20 protein-coding genes and 1 pseudogene are annotated in these 16,627 nt (G+C 42.9%); 16 read left to right on the plus strand and 5 right to left on the minus strand.

Annotated elements, in window-relative coordinates; genetic code table 11:
• Nucleotides 1–245 precede the first annotated feature (245 nt).
• The 14 genes and pseudogenes from SMSK564_RS08105 to yidD all read left to right on the plus strand — a co-directional run bounded on the left by SMSK564_RS08105 (nt 246) and on the right by yidD (nt 10,019).
• The gene (locus tag SMSK564_RS08105; protein WP_000869838.1) at nt 246–1,223 is read left to right on the plus strand and encodes an ABC transporter substrate-binding protein; all 978 of its coding nucleotides are present in this window, start codon (nt 246–248) and stop codon (nt 1,221–1,223) included.
• A gap of 11 nt (nt 1,224–1,234) precedes the next feature.
• Nucleotides 1,235–2,128, plus strand: a complete 894-nt coding sequence (locus SMSK564_RS08110; protein WP_001012084.1) for an ABC transporter permease — start codon at nt 1,235–1,237, stop codon at nt 2,126–2,128.
• A 12-nt stretch (nt 2,129–2,140) separates the two neighbouring features.
• Entirely contained in the window at nt 2,141–2,944 is an 804-nt protein-coding gene (locus tag SMSK564_RS08115) for an ABC transporter ATP-binding protein (RefSeq protein ID WP_000157661.1), read from the plus strand.
• Nucleotides 2,945–3,013: 69 nt separating this feature from the next.
• Nucleotides 3,014–3,601: pseudogene (locus SMSK564_RS08120) on the plus strand (alpha-amylase family glycosyl hydrolase); the annotation flags it as partial.
• A 255-nt stretch (nt 3,602–3,856) separates the two neighbouring features.
• The gene (locus SMSK564_RS08125; protein WP_000364990.1) at nt 3,857–4,105 is read left to right on the plus strand and encodes a YneF family protein; all 249 of its coding nucleotides are present in this window, start codon (nt 3,857–3,859) and stop codon (nt 4,103–4,105) included.
• A 198-nt stretch (nt 4,106–4,303) separates the two neighbouring features.
• The gene (gene racE / locus SMSK564_RS08130; protein WP_000370377.1) at nt 4,304–5,098 is read left to right on the plus strand and encodes a glutamate racemase; all 795 of its coding nucleotides are present in this window, start codon (nt 4,304–4,306) and stop codon (nt 5,096–5,098) included.
• A complete protein-coding gene (locus SMSK564_RS08135) occupies nt 5,095–6,066 on the plus strand; it encodes a nucleoside-triphosphate diphosphatase (protein ID WP_000182404.1) in 972 nt (323 codons plus the stop codon). Before racE ends, SMSK564_RS08135 begins: the two co-directional genes overlap by 4 nt.
• A complete protein-coding gene (locus SMSK564_RS08140) occupies nt 6,042–6,563 on the plus strand; it encodes a metallophosphoesterase (protein ID WP_001118598.1) in 522 nt (173 codons plus the stop codon). Before SMSK564_RS08135 ends, SMSK564_RS08140 begins: the two co-directional genes overlap by 25 nt.
• Complete coding sequence (gene cbpB, locus SMSK564_RS08145) at nt 6,560–7,021, plus strand: cyclic-di-AMP-binding protein CbpB (RefSeq protein WP_000560716.1); 462 nt, start codon at nt 6,560–6,562, stop codon at nt 7,019–7,021. Before SMSK564_RS08140 ends, cbpB begins: the two co-directional genes overlap by 4 nt.
• Nucleotides 7,018–7,752 (plus strand): site-specific tyrosine recombinase XerD, encoded by a 735-nt coding sequence (xerD, locus tag SMSK564_RS08150; protein WP_004236637.1) that lies wholly within the window; start codon nt 7,018–7,020, stop codon nt 7,750–7,752. Before cbpB ends, xerD begins: the two co-directional genes overlap by 4 nt.
• Nucleotides 7,752–8,480 carry a segregation/condensation protein A gene (locus SMSK564_RS08155; protein ID WP_000351899.1) on the plus strand — a complete coding sequence of 243 codons (729 nt, stop codon included), beginning with the start codon at nt 7,752–7,754 and terminating at the stop codon, nt 8,478–8,480. Before xerD ends, SMSK564_RS08155 begins: the two co-directional genes overlap by 1 nt.
• Nucleotides 8,481–8,498: 18 nt before the next feature.
• The gene (scpB, locus tag SMSK564_RS08160) at nt 8,499–9,068 is read left to right on the plus strand and encodes an SMC-Scp complex subunit ScpB (RefSeq protein WP_000105301.1); all 570 of its coding nucleotides are present in this window, start codon (nt 8,499–8,501) and stop codon (nt 9,066–9,068) included.
• On the plus strand, nt 9,055–9,777 hold the full coding sequence (locus SMSK564_RS08165; RefSeq protein WP_001222224.1) for a pseudouridine synthase: 723 nt from the start codon (nt 9,055–9,057) through the stop codon (nt 9,775–9,777). The genes scpB and SMSK564_RS08165 overlap by 14 nt, the downstream gene beginning before the upstream one ends.
• A complete protein-coding gene (gene yidD / locus SMSK564_RS0102510) occupies nt 9,777–10,019 on the plus strand; it encodes a membrane protein insertion efficiency factor YidD (protein ID WP_025170905.1) in 243 nt (80 codons plus the stop codon). The genes SMSK564_RS08165 and yidD overlap by 1 nt, the downstream gene beginning before the upstream one ends.
• A gap of 31 nt (nt 10,020–10,050) precedes the next feature.
• On the opposite strand, the gene SMSK564_RS08170 is transcribed toward yidD, so the two are convergent.
• The 5 genes from SMSK564_RS08170 to galE all read right to left on the minus strand — a co-directional run bounded on the left by SMSK564_RS08170 (nt 10,051) and on the right by galE (nt 14,914).
• Nucleotides 10,051–11,022, minus strand: a complete 972-nt coding sequence (locus tag SMSK564_RS08170; RefSeq protein ID WP_000858282.1) for a siderophore ABC transporter substrate-binding protein — start codon at nt 11,020–11,022, stop codon at nt 10,051–10,053.
• Between the two features lie 95 nt (nt 11,023–11,117).
• Nucleotides 11,118–11,870 carry an iron ABC transporter ATP-binding protein gene (locus SMSK564_RS08175; RefSeq protein ID WP_000764290.1) on the minus strand — a complete coding sequence of 251 codons (753 nt, stop codon included), beginning with the start codon at nt 11,868–11,870 and terminating at the stop codon, nt 11,118–11,120.
• On the minus strand, nt 11,867–12,823 hold the full coding sequence (locus SMSK564_RS0102515; protein WP_001159836.1) for an iron chelate uptake ABC transporter family permease subunit: 957 nt from the start codon (nt 12,821–12,823) through the stop codon (nt 11,867–11,869). The genes SMSK564_RS08175 and SMSK564_RS0102515 overlap by 4 nt, the downstream gene beginning before the upstream one ends.
• Complete coding sequence (locus SMSK564_RS08180; protein ID WP_000777231.1) at nt 12,813–13,772, minus strand: ABC transporter permease; 960 nt, start codon at nt 13,770–13,772, stop codon at nt 12,813–12,815. Before SMSK564_RS08180 ends, SMSK564_RS0102515 begins: the two co-directional genes overlap by 11 nt.
• Before the next feature lie 143 nt (nt 13,773–13,915).
• Nucleotides 13,916–14,914 carry a UDP-glucose 4-epimerase GalE gene (galE, locus tag SMSK564_RS08185; RefSeq protein ID WP_000167820.1) on the minus strand — a complete coding sequence of 333 codons (999 nt, stop codon included), beginning with the start codon at nt 14,912–14,914 and terminating at the stop codon, nt 13,916–13,918.
• Nucleotides 14,915–15,206: 292 nt separating this feature from the next.
• Between galE and pepA the strand changes: the two genes are divergently transcribed.
• Both pepA and SMSK564_RS08195 read left to right on the plus strand, forming a co-directional pair.
• On the plus strand, nt 15,207–16,271 hold the full coding sequence (gene pepA, locus SMSK564_RS08190; RefSeq protein ID WP_000209175.1) for a glutamyl aminopeptidase: 1,065 nt from the start codon (nt 15,207–15,209) through the stop codon (nt 16,269–16,271).
• Between the two features lie 19 nt (nt 16,272–16,290).
• On the plus strand, nt 16,291–16,587 hold the full coding sequence (locus tag SMSK564_RS08195) for a bacteriocin immunity family protein (protein ID WP_000230144.1): 297 nt from the start codon (nt 16,291–16,293) through the stop codon (nt 16,585–16,587).
• The last annotated feature ends 40 nt before the right edge of the window (nt 16,588–16,627 follow it).

The raw sequence follows: 16,627 nt of genomic DNA on the forward strand, positions 1-16,627 counted from the left end.
AAGATTTTTGATTGTGGTCCATATAGATGAATATCTAAATGGACTAGCTAAGTTGTAACTTGTTAGATTATTTCGAGCATCCGTTTAGGTATTATCTAGGCGGTTTTTTGTTTTATACTCTTCGAAAATCAAATTCAAACCACGTCAACGTCGCCTTGCCGTACTCAAGTACAGCCTGCGGCTAGTTTCCTAGTTTGCTCTTTGATTTTCATTGAGTATTATCTTTTCTGAGAAGGAGTTTCATTATGAAAGTTGTTCGAAAATTACTAGCACCCCTCTTAGTAGTGGGGATCCTCTTGACCTCTCTGATTAGTTTGCATCAGTTGAAGGCAGATAAGAAAAAAGATGTATTTCGTATCGGTATTTCGCAGTTTATTACCCACCAGTCCTTAGACGCTACTAGAGAAGGGTTTGTGGATGAGCTGGCCAAACAAGGCTATGTTGAGGGGAAAAATATCGAGATTGATTTGCAAAATGCACAGGGTGAGCAAAGAAATCTAAAAACCATTTCCCAGCAACTAGCAGAATCTAGTGATGTCGTTCTAGCTATCGCAACGCCTTCTGCTCAGAGCTTGGCCAATACAACACAAACGACGCCTGTTATCTTTTCAGCGGTAACAGATCCTGTCAGTGCCAAGTTGGTTGAGTCAAGAGAACATCCTGGGGGCAATGTAACTGGGACAAGCGATCAGTCATCAGATGCCATTTCAACCCAAATCAATTTGATAAAGAAAGTGTTGCCAAAAGCTAAAACGATTGGAATTCTCTATACTCAGAGCGAGCCAAACTCAGTTGTCCAAAAGGATGAAGCTAAGCGACTTCTGGAAGAAAAAGGCTTTACCGTTGTTGAAAAAACAATCTTGGACAGTAACAACGTCAAGGCTGCTGCAGAAAGCTTGATGGCAGAGGTGGATATGGTTTTTGTTCCAACGGATAATATTATTTCATCCACCATGGAAACAGTTAAGCAGGTTTCTATTAAACACAAGGTTCCAGTATTTGGTGGTTCAACAGAAATGATTGCGGTTGGTGGCTTGTATAACTACGGAACCAATTATGAAGAATTGGGACGTCAGACAGCACGCATGTTGATTCGTGTCTTAAAAGGTGAGAAGCCAGAAAATATAGCAGTTGAGTTGCCTGAAAAGCTGGAATTGCATACCAATCAAGAAATGGCAGATGCATTGGGAATTGATATTAGTAAGTTAGAAGGCAAGGAATAAGGAGGTTTAAGATGAATTTTGTATTATCTAGTTTATCAGAAGGTTTGCTATGGTCGATTATGGCTATTGGGGTCTACTTGACTTTCCGTATTTTGGATATTGCGGATATGACTGCTGAAGGCGCCTTTCCACTGGGGGCGGCTGTCGTCGTATCTCAGATACAGGCAGGGACAAATCCTTGGATTGCAACCTTACTTGCTTTGCTGGCAGGTATGGTAGCAGGTCTAGTATCAGGCATGCTCCATACCAAGATGAAAATTCCAGCTCTCTTGACAGGTATTGTGACCTTGACAGGGCTTTATTCAATCAATATTAAAATCATGGGAAGTGTGCCCAATCTTTCCTTGGGAGATTCTTCAACTGTCTTTAAACAGTTGGCTAGCTTGGGACTGACAAATGAAGAAGCTGTTTTCTTATTTAGTTCAGCCTGTCTCTTACTTGTTTGTTTGGTCTTGACTCTTTTGATGAAAACAGAGATTGGCTTGGTCTTGCGTTCGACTGGGGACAATATTCCGATGAGTGAGGCAAATGGGGTCAATGTAGACACCATGAAGATTGTTGGTTACATGATTTCAAACGGCTTGATTGCCCTATGTGGTTCCTTGTTTGCCCAGAATGATGGATTTTCGGATGTAACTTCTGGGACAGGAACTATCGTTGTTGGTTTGAGTGCAGTCATTATTGCGGAAGTCTTGATTCACGACTTGACCATTGGAGGCCGCTTGTTATCCATCGGAATTGGTGCTATTGTATACCGTTTGATTATTTTAAATATCTATGAAATTCCAAATCTAGATCAAAACTTGGTACGTCTCTTTAATGCAATCTTGCTCGCCTTAGTGTTATTTGCACCAGAATTGCAAAAGAGATTAAAGATTCGTGGTCTGAAATTGAGAAATGAATAGGAGGAGAAAGTTATGGCAAGTTTGTTAACACTTGAAAATATTCACAAAACATTTGAAGCAGGGACAGTCAATGAGAACCATGTCCTCAAAGGATTAGACTTAGAGGTTGAAGAGGGAGATTTTATCTCTGTAATTGGTGGAAATGGAGCAGGGAAATCCACTTTGATGAATATCTTGGCTGGTAATTTATCGGTGGATGAAGGGGACCTTCTACTGGCAGGCAAATCCATTAAAAATCTGAGTGTACGAAAGAGAGCTAAGGATATTGCCCGTGTTTTTCAAGATCCTAAGATGGGAACAGCTTCTCGTTTGACGATTGAGGAGAATATGGCTATTGCCTTGAGACGCGGTCAGAAGAGAGGGCTTGGTTGGGGTGTGAAGGAGAAGGATAGAATCCAGTTCCAAGAGGCCTTGAAGGAGTTGAATATTGGTCTTGAAAACCGCTTAAAAGTAGATACCCAATATCTCTCAGGAGGCCAAAGACAGGCCTTGACCCTAGTCATGGCAGCTTTGGTGAAACCTAAACTTTTGCTTTTGGATGAACATACTGCGGCACTTGACCCGAAAACGAGTCAAATGGTGATGGATTTGACGCAAAAGATTGTGGAACACCATCAGTTGACGACTTTGATGATTACCCATGATATGAACCATGCGATTGAGTACGGCAATCGTCTCATTATGCTCTATCAGGGTAAGATAGTGGTGGATGTCAAGGGAGAGGAGAAAAAGCATCTGACAGTTGAAGACCTTATGCATCTCTTCCAGAAAAATAGTGGCCAAAGTCTAGTTAGTGATGAATTAGTTTTGGGATAAAGAAAAAAGCTGAGATCTAGTGTCTCAGTCTTTTATTTCTTACGCTTTGCAAAATCTACAAAGTGAAATTCACGTGGGACACCTTATATCTATATGGGTGAGGAAATCGGGATGATTGACCCAGACTATGATTCGATGACTGATTATGTGGATGTCGAATCGCTCAATGCTTATCAAATGCTCTTAAAAGAAGGAAAAAGTCAGGAAGAAGCCTTCCAGATTATTCAAGCTAAGTCGCGTGATAATTCACGAATTCCCATGCAGTGGGATTCTTCGGAAAATGCAGGCTTCACAGTAGGGCCACCTTGGCTCAAGGCAGGAAAATCCTACCCTCACATCAATGTAGAAAATGAAATCCAAGGTACGATTTTCACCTTCTACCAAGACTTGATTCGACTTCGTAAAGAAATGCCTATCATATCAGAAGGGAGTTACAAACCAGCCTTTGAAGATAGCAAACAAGTCTATGCTTTTGAACGTCAGTATGAGGCTGAACAGTTACTAGTCCTCAATAATTTTTATGCCTCAGAAGTGGAAATCGATTTATCAGTAGCCTACCAAAATGGACAGATTTTGCTTTCAAACTATGAAGATGCAGAAGTGTCTGAAAAAATTCTGCTCAAACCTTATCAAACACTGGCTATCTATGTAAATTAATACTCTTCGAAAATCTCTTCAAACCGTGTCAGCTCTATCTGTAATCTCAAAACAGTGTTTTGAGTAGCCTGCGGCTAGCTTCCTAGTTTGCTCTTTGATTTTCATTGAGTGTAAACTCAGTAAGGAGCCCTCTTTCGCAGAAAAGCAGGGTTCTTTTTGCTGTTTATTCCCTCCCTGAAAGCGTAAAACAAACTAGTCAGGGTGGCTAGTTTGTGGTATAATGAAAGAGACTCAAAAAGAAACAGGAGAAAAATGATGGATTTACTTTTAGCAATTGTATTGATTGTGTTAGCTTTTCTAGGAGGAGCTCTTGGAGGAATGTACTTGGTTCGTAAGCAAATTGAAAAAGAATTCGCTGACAACCCACGTTTGAATGCTGAAGCAGTTCGTACTCTTTTGAGTGCAAATGGTCAAAAACCAAGCGAAGCCAAGGTACAACAAGTTTACCACCAAATCATCCGCCAACAAAAGGCAGCCCTTGCTAACAATAAAAAGAAAAAATAAATAAGGAAAAGTCTGGGATGAAAGTTCCAGACTTCTCACTATGTTGGTTATGTTTAGGGATGAGACTTTTTCCTTGCATTCTATTGATATTTGATTATGATTAAGAGAGATAGTTATTGATTAGGCTGTCATTCGGTTCATAAGGATCAATAATCATAATGAACTATCAATCAGAAAAAAGACTAGAAAGAAGACTGTATGGATAATCGACCGATTGGTTTTTTGGATTCAGGTGTCGGGGGCTTGACCGTTGTGCGCGAGCTCATGCGCCAGCTTCCCCATGAAGAAATCGTCTATATTGGAGATTCGGCACGGGCGCCCTATGGTCCCCGTCCTGCTGAGCAAATTCGTGAATATACTTGGCAGTTGGTCAACTTTCTCTTGACCAAGGATGTCAAAATGATTGTCATTGCTTGTAATACTGCGACTGCGGTCGTCTGGGAAGAAATCAAGGCTCAACTAGACATTCCTGTCTTGGGTGTGATTTTACCAGGAGCTTCGGCAGCCATCAAGTCTAGCCAAGGTGGGAAAATCGGGGTCATTGGAACGCCCATGACGGTACAATCAGACATTTATCGTCAGAAAATTCATGATCTGGATCCAGACTTACAGGTGGAGAGTTTGGCCTGTCCCAAGTTTGCCCCCTTGGTGGAGTCTGGTGCCCTGTCAACCAGTGTCACCAAGAAAGTAGTCTATGAGACCCTGCGTCCCTTGGTTGGAAAGGTGGATAGCCTGATTTTGGGTTGCACCCATTATCCACTGCTCAGACCTATTATTCAAAATGTCATGGGACCAAAAGTTCAGCTCATCGATAGTGGAGCAGAGTGCGTACGGGATATCTCAGTCTTACTTAATTATTTTGAAATCAATCGTGGTCGCGATGCCGGACCACTCCATCACCGTTTTTACACAACAGCCAGCAGCCAAAGTTTTGCACAAATTGGTGAAGAATGGCTGGAAAAAGAGATTTATGTGGAGCATGTAGAATTATGACAAATAAAATTTATGAATATAAGGATGACCAGGACTGGTATGTTGGGTCCTATGGTATTTTTGGTGGCGTCCGGACGTTGACGGATGATGACTTGGATTTTCCTCTATTGGAGTTTGCCCAAAGATTTCGAGATGAGGATCGAGGTTTTCCTGTTTCTGTTACTGTTTTACGCTATGGTTCTCTCTACCGTTTATTGTCTTTTGTGGTAGATATCCTCAACCAAGAAATGGGACGAAATGTGGAAGTTATCCAACGTCAAGGGGCTCTGCTCTTGGTTGAAAATGGGCAACTCTTGTATGTGGAATTGCCCAAAGAAGGGGTCGATGTTCATGATTTCTTTGAGACAAACAAGGTCAGAGAAACCTTATTGATTGCGACTCGTAACGAGGGCAAGACCAAGGAATTCCGAGCTATCTTTGACAAGCTAGGCTACGATGTGGAAAATCTTAATGACTACCCTGACCTACCGGAAGTAGCAGAAACAGGTATGACCTTCGAAGAAAATGCCCGTCTCAAGGCAGAAACTATTTCTCAATTAACGGGCAAGATGGTTTTGGCAGATGACTCAGGTCTCAAAGTCGATGTCCTTGGTGGCTTGCCAGGTGTCTGGTCAGCTCGTTTCGCAGGAGTGGGAGCTACTGACCGTGAAAACAATGCCAAACTCTTGCACGAATTGGCCATGGTCTTTGAACTCAAGGACCGCTCGGCTCAATTCCATACAACCCTAGTCGTAGCCAGTCCAAACAAGGAAAGTTTGGTTGTTGAAGCAGACTGGCCTGGCTACATTAACTTTGAACCTAAGGGTGAAAATGGATTTGGTTACGATCCTCTCTTCCTTGTAGGAGAGACAGGCAAATCCTCAGCTGAATTAACCCTTGAAGAAAAAAATAGTCAATCTCACCGTGCCTTAGCCGTTAAGAAACTTTTGGAGGTATTTCCATCATGGCAAAGCAAATCATCATTGTAATGAGCGATTCTCATGGCGATAGCTTGATTGTGGAAGAAATCCGTGATCGCTATGTAGGCAAAGTTGATGCCGTTTTTCATAACGGCGATTCTGAACTGCGTCCTGATTCTCCCCTTTGGGAAGGCATCCGTGTTGTTAAAGGGAACATGGACTTCTACGCCGGCTACCCAGAACGTTTGGTGACTGAGCTTGGTTCGACCAAGATTATCCAAACCCATGGTCACTTGTTTGACATCAATTTCAACTTTCAAAAGTTGGACTACTGGGCTCAGGAAGAAGAGGCCGATATCTGTCTTTATGGTCACTTGCATGTGCCAAGTGCTTGGATGGAAGGCAAGACCCTCTTTCTAAATCCAGGTTCCATCAGTCAACCACGTGGGACCATCAGAGAATGTCTCTATGCTCGTGTGGAGATTGATGATAGTTATTTTAAAGTGGACTTTTTGACACGAGACCATGAGGTGTATCCAGGCTTGTCCAAGGAGTTTAGCCGATGATTGCCAAGGAGTTTGAAACTTTCTTGTTGGGGCAGGAGGAAACTTTTTTGACTCCTGCTGAAAATCTAGCCGTGTTGATTGATACCCACAATGCAGATCACGCGACCCTCTTGCTCAGTCAGATGACCTATACCCGTGTTCCCGTTGTGACAGATGAAAAACAGTTTGTTGGGACGATTGGGCTCAGAGATATTATGGCTTATCAGATGGAGCATGACTTGAGTCAAGAAATCATGGCAGATACGGATATCGTTCATATGACCAAAACGGACGTAGCGGTCGTCTCGCCTGATTTTACCATTACGGAGGTCTTGCACAAGCTGGTAGATGAGTCATTCTTGCCGGTTGTGGATGCGTCTGGTATTTTCCAAGGAATCATCACGCGCAAGTCTATCCTCAAGGCAGTCAATGCCCTCTTGCACGACTTTAGTAAGGAATATGAGATTCGATGCAAATGAGAGACAGGATTTCAGCCTTTTTAGAAGAAAAGCAGGGCTTATCTGCCAATTCCAAGCAGTCCTATAAGTATGATTTGGAGCAATTTTTAGACGTCGTGGGCGAGCGGATTTCGGAGACCAGTCTCAAGATTTACCAAGCCCAGCTAGCCAATCTAAAAATCAGCGCTCAGAAGCGAAAGATTTCGGCCTGTAACCAATTTCTCTACTTTCTCTATCAAAAAGGAGAAGTGGACAGCTTTTATCGTTTGGAATTAGCCAAACAAGCTGAAAAGAAGACCTCAAAACCAGAACTGTTAAACCTAGACTCTTTTTGGCAGGAAAGTAATTATCCAGAGGGGCGTTTACTGGCTCTTCTTATCTTAGAAATGGGGCTCTTGCCGAGTGAGATTTTGGATCTCAAGGTTGTGGATATCAATCTAGATTTTCAAGTGTTGCGAATCAAGAAGGCTTCCCAACAGAGGATTGTCACCATTCCCACGACCTTGCTTTCAGAATTGGAACCCTTGATGGGGCAAACCTATCTTTTTGAAAGGGCAGGGAAAGCCTATTCTCGTCAGTGGGCCTTTCGTCAGTTAGAAGCTTTTGTCAAGGAGAAAGGTTTTCCAGCACTATCAGCCCAAGCCCTACGGGAACAGTTCATTCTAAGACAAATAGAAAAGAAGGTCGATTTGTACGAAATTGCAAAAAAATTAGGATTAAAAACAGTCCTGACCTTAGAAAAATATAGATAATGGATATTAAATTAAAAGATTTTGAAGGGCCCTTGGACTTGCTTTTGCACCTGGTTTCTAAGTACCAGATGGATATCTATGATGTGCCCATCACGGAAGTCATTGAGCAGTATCTAGCCTATGTCTCAACCCTGCAGGCCATGCGTCTGGAAGTGACGGGCGAGTACATGGTCATGGCCAGTCAGCTCATGTTGATCAAGAGCCGCAAGCTTCTTCCAAAGGTAGCGGAAGTGACAGATTTGGAGGATGACCTAGAGCAGGATCTTCTCTCCCAAATCGAAGAATACCGTAAGTTTAAGCTCTTGGGTGAGCACTTGGAAGCCAAGCACCAAGAACGGGCCCAGTATTATTCTAAAGCACCGACAGAGTTGATTTACGAAGATGCGGAGCTTGTGCATGACAAGACGACCATTGACCTCTTTTTGGCTTTTTCAAATATCCTAGCCAAGAAAAAAGAGGAGTTTGCACAGAATCACACGACCATCTTGCGGGATGAGTATAAGATTGAGGACATGATGGTTATCGTGAAAGAGTCCTTGACTGGACGAGATCAATTGTGCTTGCAGGATTTGTTTAAGGAAGCCCAGAATCTCCAAGAGGTCATCACCCTCTTTTTGGCAACCCTAGAGTTAATCAAAACCCAGGAGCTGATCCTCGTGCAAGAGGAAAGTTTCGGAGATATTTATCTCATGGAAAAGAAGGAAGAAAGTCAAGTGGCCCAAAGCTAGACTTGATAGAGAGGAAAGATGAGTACTTTAGCAAAAATAGAAGCGCTCTTGTTTGTAGCGGGTGAAGATGGGATTAGAGTCCGCCAGTTAGCTGAACTTCTCTCTCTGCCACCGACAGGCATCCAACAGAGTTTAGAAAAATTAGCCCAGAAGTATGAAAAGGACCCAGATTCCAGTTTGGCTCTAATTGAGACAGGGGGCGCTTATAGATTGGTGACCAAGCCTCAATTTGCAGCGGTTTTGAAGGAATACTCTAAGGCACCTATCAACCAGAGTTTATCTCGGGCTGCCCTTGAGACCTTGTCCATCATTGCCTACAAGCAGCCTATCACACGGATAGAAATTGATGCCATCCGTGGTGTCAACTCGAGTGGAGCCTTGGCAAAGTTGCAGGCTTTTGACCTGATAAAGGAAGACGGGAAAAAAGAAGTGTTGGGACGCCCCAACCTCTATGTGACAACAGATTATTTCCTAGATTACATGGGGATAAATCATTTGGAAGAATTACCAGTGATTGATGAGCTTGAGATTCAAGCCCAAGAAAGCCAATTATTTGGTGAAAGGATAGAAGAAGATGAGAATCAATAAGTATATTGCCCACGCAGGTGTGGCCAGTAGGAGAAAAGCAGAAGAGCTGATCAAGCAAGGCTTGGTGACGGTCAATGGTCAAGTAGTGCGTGAACTAGCAACGACCATCAAGTCAGGCGACAAGGTCGAAGTTGAAGGTCAACCTATCTACAACGAAGAAAAGGTCTACTATCTGCTTAACAAACCACGCGGTGTCATTTCCAGTGTGACAGATGACAAGGGCCGCAAGACGGTTGTCGACCTCTTGCCCAACGTGAAAGAGCGCATCTACCCTGTAGGTCGTTTGGACTGGGATACATCCGGTGTTTTGATTTTGACCAATGACGGGGATTTTACAGATGAGATGATTCACCCTCGTAATGAGATTGATAAGGTTTATGTCGCGCGTGTTAAAGGTGTGGCCAATAAGGATAATCTCCGCCCCTTGACCCGTGGACTTGAGATTGATGGCAAGAAAACCAAGCCAGCTGTCTATGAGATTCTCAAAGTGGATCCAGTCAAAAACCGCGCTGTGGTGCAGTTGACTATCCATGAAGGGCGTAACCACCAGGTTAAAAAGATGTTTGAAGCTGTTGGTCTCCAAGTAGATAAGTTGTCTCGGACTCGTTTCGGACACCTAGACTTGACAGGACTCCGTCCAGGAGAATCCCGTCGTCTTAATAAAAAAGAAATCAGCCAATTACATACCATGGCTGTAACCAAGAAATAATGAAACGAATTTTAATAGCGCCTGTGCGCTTTTACCAACGTTTTATCTCGCCAGCCTTTCCCCCCTCTTGTCGCTTTGAGCCTACTTGTTCCAATTACATGATTGAGGCTATTGAAAAACATGGCTTTAAGGGTGTCTTGATGGGCTTGTCTCGGATTTTACGTTGCCATCCCTGGTCGAAAACAGGTAAGGACCCCGTCCCAGACCACTTTTCATTCAAACGGAATCAAGAAAAAAAATAACCCAGCATCACCTGATGTTGGGTTTTCTTGCTTATTTCAAGGCTTTTTGTGCGTCTTCAATCATGAGTTTAGTTGATTCAAGACCGCCTCCACTTAGATACCAGAGGTCTGGTGTTAGTTGGATAATTTTACCATTTTTAGCTGCAGGTGTTTCAGCAATGAGGGCATTTTCTAGGACGCCATCGTTGCTTGAGTTGTCACCACCGATAGCAAGGGTACGGTTGATGACAAAGAGGATGTCAGGATTGATTTCTTTGACACTTTCAAAACTGACTTCTTGTCCGTGGCGTGAGTCTTCAAATTGAGTGTCAGTTGGCTTGAATTTCAAGGTTTGGTACAAGAAAGAGAAACGAGATTGGGCACCAAAGGCTGCCATTTTTCCCTCGTTGAGGAGGATGGCAAGGGCTTTTTTGTCAGAACTTTCATTTTTAGTTGCGACTTCTTGGATGTTCTTGTCTAGCTTGGCCAATTCTTCCTTGGCTTTCTGTGTACCAGTTTCGCCGAAGGCACTTGCTAAGGATTCGATATTAGCCTTAGTTGAAGTCCAGTAGTCGTCCTTGCCTGCTTGGAAGAGAACAGTCGGAGCGATTTCGTTGAACTTATCTACGAATTTTTGGGTACGTGGTGAAGCGATAATTAGGTCTGGTTCAAGAGCAGCAAGGGCTTCTAGGTCTGGCTCAACCATGGAACCAACATTTTTAACTTTTCCAGCTAGGTCTTTAAGATAAGTCGGAACAGTTTTTGTAGGCATTCCGACGATATTCTTTTCAAAACCTAAAGCGCGAATAGTATCCGCAGCACCGAGGTCAAAGGTCACAATCTTTTCAGGGACTTTTGAAAGTGTGACTACACCTAGTGAACTTTTAATGGTTACCTCTGTTGGAGCAGAGCTGATTGTTTCCGACTGGCTATTGCTTGAGTTTGTATTTGTACTACATGCACCAAGTAGGAGCAAGAAACTAGCCACTAGGGCAGTGAGATAAAGTTTAAGGGATGTTTTCATAATTTCTCCTTTTTAAAATGTGATAACGATTTAAGGAGTCTCTTGGTCTTATTGACTAAGAGACTGAAGGTTCTCTAACTTGAACTTCTATGTTATTAGCTATAGATACAGATCTTTTTGCCATTGATGTCAGCCAGTGTGATGGGAATCTCATAAAGTTGACTGAGCAGGGCAGCCTGCATGATTTGATCTGTTCTTCCCTTGCTAAAGACTTGGCCATCCTTGAAGGCGACAATTTCATCTGCATACTGACTGGCCATGTTGATATCGTGGAGGACGATGATAATGGTCTTTCCGAGTTCTTCCACCAGTCGTCGAAGAATCTGCATCATGCTGACGCTTTGCTTGATATCGAGATTGTTGAGTGGTTCGTCCAGCAAGATAAAGTCTGTATCCTGGGCTAGTACCATAGCGATAAAGACCCGCTGGAGCTGGCCTCCAGACAGGCTATCGATGTAGCGGTCTTTTAAATTAGTCAGTTCTAAATAGTCCAGAGTTTCTCGGATTTTTTCCCAATCTTCTTGTCTCAGTCGACCTCGGCTGTAGGGAAAACGTCCAAAACTGACCAGTTCTCCAACAGTCAATTTGGCTTGGTAATTGATTTTCTGCTTTAGGATGGTGAGTTCTTTGGCTAGTTCTTGCGAATTCCAACTCTCGATTTCACGTCCTTTGATACTAAGAATTCCCTGATCCTTCTTGGTCAGTTTACTCATGATGGAGAGGAGAGTCGATTTTCCAGCACCATTTGGACCAATAAAGGCTGTCAGTTTCTGAGGACTGACTTCAAACGAAATGCCTTGCAAAATATCCTGTTTTTGAATGGATTTGTCAATATTTTCCAGTTTCACTGACGCGCCCTCCTATAAAGTAAGATAAAGAATAAGAAGCCACCCACACTCTCGATGATCATACTGATGCGAATTTCCAGTGCAAATACTCGTTCAATCAGGGCCTGCCCCAAGGTCAAGCTAATAAATCCAACCAGAATGGCTACGATAAAGAGTAACTTGTGCCGATAGTCTTTGACAATTAGGTAAGTGAGGTTAGCCAGCATAAAGCCGAAGAAGGCCATAGGTCCTACCAGGGCAGTTGCTGTTGAGGTCAAAAGTACGATACCCCAGAGGAGCTCTCTCTGTTCTTTTTCAACATCGATTCCCAGTATCTGAGCCGTTTCTCTTTGCAGATGCAAGACATCCAGAATGACTGCTTTCCGAAAGAAAAAGATGGTCAAAGCAAGGATAATCAGAGAACCAATGGCTAGGATGGAAGTGTTGAGATGTTGAAAGGAGGCAAAGAGACTGTTCTGCAGTTTATCATATTCATTTGGATCCATCAGGACTTGGAGGAAGGTACTGATATTTCGAAAGAGACTCCCGAGGGCTAGACAGATCAGCAGGATGAAGACCAGATCTTGCTTCATCAGTGTCTTCAAGTAGCCTTGTAAGGCGAGAAAGAAGAGGGATTGAAGCAGAAGTAAGATTAGGAATTCTAAGATAGGAGACTTCCCAAGCTGAAGAAACTTGCTTTCAAAAACCAGTAGTAGGGTTTGTAGTAGGACGTAGAAGGATTCGATTCCTAAAATACTTGGCGTCAGGAAACGATTTTCCGTCAGTGTTTGAAAACTAATGGTCGAAATCCCTGTCGCGATAGCTACCAAGAGATAAACGATGATCTTTTGGGAACGCAGCTTCCAAGCAAAGGCTGACAAGTGAGTGATGGGCCAAAAGTAGAGGAGACAAGCTCCGATGGCCAGAATAATGAGAAGGCAGAAGAGCTTGGTATGTTTGCTTTTAAACTGCATCTTTTCGTCCCCCTCTCCATAGAAGTAGGATAAAGATGATGCTACCAATGATTCCTAGTAGAAGACTGACAGACAACTCATAGGGCCGAATCAGAACTCGGGATAGGATATCGCAGGCCAGAACTAGATTGGCACCGACTAGTGCGACGATGAGTTTGGTCTGACTTAGATTATCTCCATAGCGCTTGCGAACAAGATTGGGAACAATAACTCCGAGGAAAGGTAAGCCACCCACGGTAATCATGGTGACACTAGTCGTTAGGGCTACCAGAAAGAGGGCCAGTTTTTCAAGCAGGGAGTAAGAAATCCCCAAACTTTCGCTAGTTTCTTTTCCTAGATTCATGATGGTAAAGGTTTGGGATAATTTCCAAACGGCTATCAGGATAATGAGGCCTAAAAAGAGCCATTCATACTGATGGGTCTGAATCATGGAGAAGGAGCCCTGGGTCCAGGCAGTCATACTCTGAACCAGATTGAAACGATAGGCGATAACTTCTGTCACAGAACCGATAATCCCGCTATAGATGATTCCAATCAGAGGCAACATCCACCTTTCCTTTACAGTAAAAATAGTCATAAAGGCTAGGAAGAAGAGGGTAAATACGATGGATGAAACAAAAGCAAAGAGCATCTTTTGAGTAAGACTAGCTGACGGAAAGACAAAGAGGCTCAGCACCATTCCCAGTTTGGCAGCTTCAGTGGTTCCAACTGTACTCGGAGCAGCAAACTGATTTTGAGTGATAGTCTGCATGAGAAGTCCTGCCATACTCATACTAGAGGCTGTCAGGAGAATACTAATCGTCCTTGGAAGACGCGACTCTTGAAAGAGAAGCCAGGTCTGCTGGTCGAAAGCAAAGAGCTTTCCCCATGAAAAATCACTGGTTCCAATGCTAATAGAGAGAAAGACTAGGAGTAGAAGTAAGCCAATTAAATAATGAGAAAGTTTCATACCCCGTCCTTTCATGTAGATTTGGTATCGAAAGATACCTGCGGATATTACTGTAACACGAATTCTTTAATCTGTCAATAAATTTTCTGACAATTTAATGAATAAAACAAGAAGAGAGTACCAGGACCTTCTCCTCTGTTTTCCTATTCTAAAATGTTTTTACCTTCTTTAACACGCCAACGATAATCTGATAAAATAATATCTTCGAGGGAGTAGCTAGCCTGCCAATCAAGATATTGTTTAGCTTTTGATGCGTCTGCTAGGACGCTAGCTGGGTCACCAGCACGGCGAGCCACAATTTCGTGTGGTATTTTTTGATTCAGTAATTCTTCAGCAGTTTTAAAGATTTCTTTAACGGTATAGCCTTTTTCAGTTCCTAAGTTAAAGATTTGAGAAGAACTGTTTTCTTGAAAGAGGTAGTTCATTCCTTTAACATGAGCCTGTGCAAGATCCAAGACATGAATGTAATCACGAATACATGAACCGTCACGCGTATCGTAGTCATCTCCAAATATTTTTAGGCTATCATTTTGTTCCAATGCGGTCTTGTTGATATTTGGAATGATGTGAGTTGGATTTTTCACTCGCAGACCGTTTGAAGCATCCATTTCAGCCCCAGCTACATTAAAGTAACGGAAAATGACATATTTCCAGTCGTAGCGATTGGCCATCCAGTAAATCATTCGTTCACCCATCAGTTTTGTTTCTGCATAAGGATTGACAGGGTCGAGCAGGGTATCTTCAGTTGCTGGCTTGTCAATACAGTTATTACCATAGAGGGAAGCAGTCGAAGAGAACATGATTTTTTGAATGCCAACTTCAGATAAGACTTTGAGAACTTGGTTCATACCAGCAACATTGGCAGTGAAGTATTTACTTGGATTTTCAATACTTTCGCTCACAACAATCTCACCCGCACAATGGAGAACAGCGTCAATCTTGTTTTCTTCCAAATAAGTTTTGAAGGCGCTAGCATCATAAACATTCAGTTCTTTAAAGCTAGCACGACTATCTACAGCCGCTCGATTTCCTGTAGAGAGATTATCTAGAACATGTACCTGATAGCCAGCATTTAAAAGAGCTTTAACGGTATGGGAGCCAATGTAGCCAGCCCCACCTGTGACAAGAATTGTTTTGGTCATGATTTTTTCCTTTTCCTAGTTTTGTACTATTTTAAAGAAAGAACAAGGCGAAGTCAACTATTTTCTGCAAATTTCATGAAAAACTGAACAAATATAGCATTGAATTGTTTTTGTTCGGGAATTAATAGTTTGGTTGATCTTGGAATAGTTCTTAGATTTCACATCACATGCAAGAAAATACAATCTTTTTCTAAGATAGAGCTGGACTAAGATACTAATTTAGAAATCCACCTTCCCGCTATCCTTCTCCTATAAAAAGTGGTAAAATGGATGAAAGAAAGAAGGAACTGAAATGACAACATTATTTTCAAAAATCAAAGAAGTAACAGAACTTGCTGCGATCTCAGGTCATGAAGCACCTGTCCGTGCTTATCTTCGTGAAAAGTTAACACCGCACGTGGATGAAGTGGTGACAGATGGCTTGGGTGGTATTTTTGGTATCAAGCATTCAGAAGCTACGGATGCGCCGCGCGTCTTGGTCGCTTCTCACATGGATGAAGTTGGTTTTATGGTCAGCGAGATTAAGCCAGATGGTACCTTCCGTGTCGTTGAGATTGGCGGTTGGAATCCTATGGTGGTTAGTAGCCAGCGCTTTAAACTCTTTACTCGTGATGGTCGTGAAATTCCTGTGATTTCGGGTTCTGTCCCTCCACATTTGACTCGCGGAAAGGGTGGACCAACCATGCCGGCTATTGCAGATATCGTCTTTGATGGCGGTTTTGCGGATAAGGCTGAGGCAGAAAGCTTTGGCATCCGTCCTGGCGACACCATCGTACCAGATAGTTCTGCAATCTTGACAGCCAATGAAAAAAATATCATTTCAAAAGCTTGGGACAACCGCTATGGTGTTCTTATGGTTAGCGAGTTGGCAGAAGCTCTGTCAGGTCAAAAACTCGGAAATGAGCTCTATCTTGGTTCCAATGTCCAAGAAGAGGTTGGTCTCCGTGGTGCGCATACTTCCACAACTAAGTTTGACCCAGAAGTTTTCCTAGCAGTTGATTGCTCACCTGCTGGTGATGTTTATGGCGGTCAAGGCAAGATTGGAGATGGAACCTTGATTCGTTTCTACGATCCAGGTCACTTGCTTCTCCCAGGTATGAAGGATTTCCTTTTGACAACTGCTGAAGAAGCTGGAATCAAGTACCAATACTACTGTGGCAAAGGCGGAACGGACGCTGGCGCAGCCCATCTGAAAAATGGAGGTGTTCCTTCTACAACTATCGGTGTCTGCGCTCGCTATATCCACTCTCATCAAACCCTCTACGCTATGGATGACTTCTTAGAAGCTCAAGCTTTCTTGCAAGCCTTGGTGAAAAAATTGGATCGTTCAACAGTTGACTTGATTAAAAATTATTAAACTTAAGGAGGTGGTAGGGATGGTAGAACCAAACCTAGAAAGCCTTATAAAAGATCTTTACAATCATGCTCGACATGATTTGAGTGAAGATTTAGTTGCTGCTCTCCTAGAGACTGCTAAAAAACTGCCTACTACAAATGAGCAATTGCTGGCAGTTCGTCTCTCAGGCCTGGTCAATCGTGAATTGCTCCTAAATCCCAAACATCCGGCACCTGAGTTGCTCAACTTAGCTCGCTTTATTAAAAGAGAAGAGGCCAAGTACAGAGGAACCGCGGTTTCTGCTATTATGTTTGGCGAACTCTTTAAAATGCTTTGATCCGCAATGGAATCAAAGCATTTTTCTATATGTTAAAAAA

It is taken from the genome of Streptococcus mitis SK564, assembly GCF_000148525.1.
Taxonomy (GTDB): Bacteria; Bacillota; Bacilli; order Lactobacillales; family Streptococcaceae; genus Streptococcus; species Streptococcus mitis_H.

Bases quoted from the DNA above. Each gene is read 5' to 3' on its own strand.
- SMSK564_RS08105 (WP_000869838.1), top strand. From the start codon at position 246: ATGAAAGTTGTTCGAAAATTACTAGCACCCCTCTTAGTAGTGGGGATC.
- SMSK564_RS08110 (WP_001012084.1), top strand. From the start codon at position 1,235: ATGAATTTTGTATTATCTAGTTTATCAGAAGGTTTGCTATGGTCGATT.
- SMSK564_RS08115 (WP_000157661.1), top strand. From the start codon at position 2,141: ATGGCAAGTTTGTTAACACTTGAAAATATTCACAAAACATTTGAAGCA.
- SMSK564_RS08125 (WP_000364990.1), top strand. From the start codon at position 3,857: ATGGATTTACTTTTAGCAATTGTATTGATTGTGTTAGCTTTTCTAGGA.
- racE (WP_000370377.1), top strand. From the start codon at position 4,304: ATGGATAATCGACCGATTGGTTTTTTGGATTCAGGTGTCGGGGGCTTG.
- SMSK564_RS08135 (WP_000182404.1), top strand. From the start codon at position 5,095: ATGACAAATAAAATTTATGAATATAAGGATGACCAGGACTGGTATGTT.
- SMSK564_RS08140 (WP_001118598.1), top strand. From the start codon at position 6,042: ATGGCAAAGCAAATCATCATTGTAATGAGCGATTCTCATGGCGATAGC.
- cbpB (WP_000560716.1), top strand. From the start codon at position 6,560: ATGATTGCCAAGGAGTTTGAAACTTTCTTGTTGGGGCAGGAGGAAACT.
- xerD (WP_004236637.1), top strand. From the start codon at position 7,018: ATGAGAGACAGGATTTCAGCCTTTTTAGAAGAAAAGCAGGGCTTATCT.
- SMSK564_RS08155 (WP_000351899.1), top strand. From the start codon at position 7,752: ATGGATATTAAATTAAAAGATTTTGAAGGGCCCTTGGACTTGCTTTTG.
- scpB (WP_000105301.1), top strand. From the start codon at position 8,499: ATGAGTACTTTAGCAAAAATAGAAGCGCTCTTGTTTGTAGCGGGTGAA.
- SMSK564_RS08165 (WP_001222224.1), top strand. From the start codon at position 9,055: ATGAGAATCAATAAGTATATTGCCCACGCAGGTGTGGCCAGTAGGAGA.
- yidD (WP_025170905.1), top strand. From the start codon at position 9,777: ATGAAACGAATTTTAATAGCGCCTGTGCGCTTTTACCAACGTTTTATC.
- SMSK564_RS08170 (WP_000858282.1), bottom strand. From the start codon at position 11,022: ATGAAAACATCCCTTAAACTTTATCTCACTGCCCTAGTGGCTAGTTTC.
- SMSK564_RS0102515 (WP_001159836.1), bottom strand. From the start codon at position 12,823: ATGCAGTTTAAAAGCAAACATACCAAGCTCTTCTGCCTTCTCATTATT.
- SMSK564_RS08180 (WP_000777231.1), bottom strand. From the start codon at position 13,772: ATGAAACTTTCTCATTATTTAATTGGCTTACTTCTACTCCTAGTCTTT.
- galE (WP_000167820.1), bottom strand. From the start codon at position 14,914: ATGACCAAAACAATTCTTGTCACAGGTGGGGCTGGCTACATTGGCTCC.
- pepA (WP_000209175.1), top strand. From the start codon at position 15,207: ATGACAACATTATTTTCAAAAATCAAAGAAGTAACAGAACTTGCTGCG.
- SMSK564_RS08195 (WP_000230144.1), top strand. From the start codon at position 16,291: ATGGTAGAACCAAACCTAGAAAGCCTTATAAAAGATCTTTACAATCAT.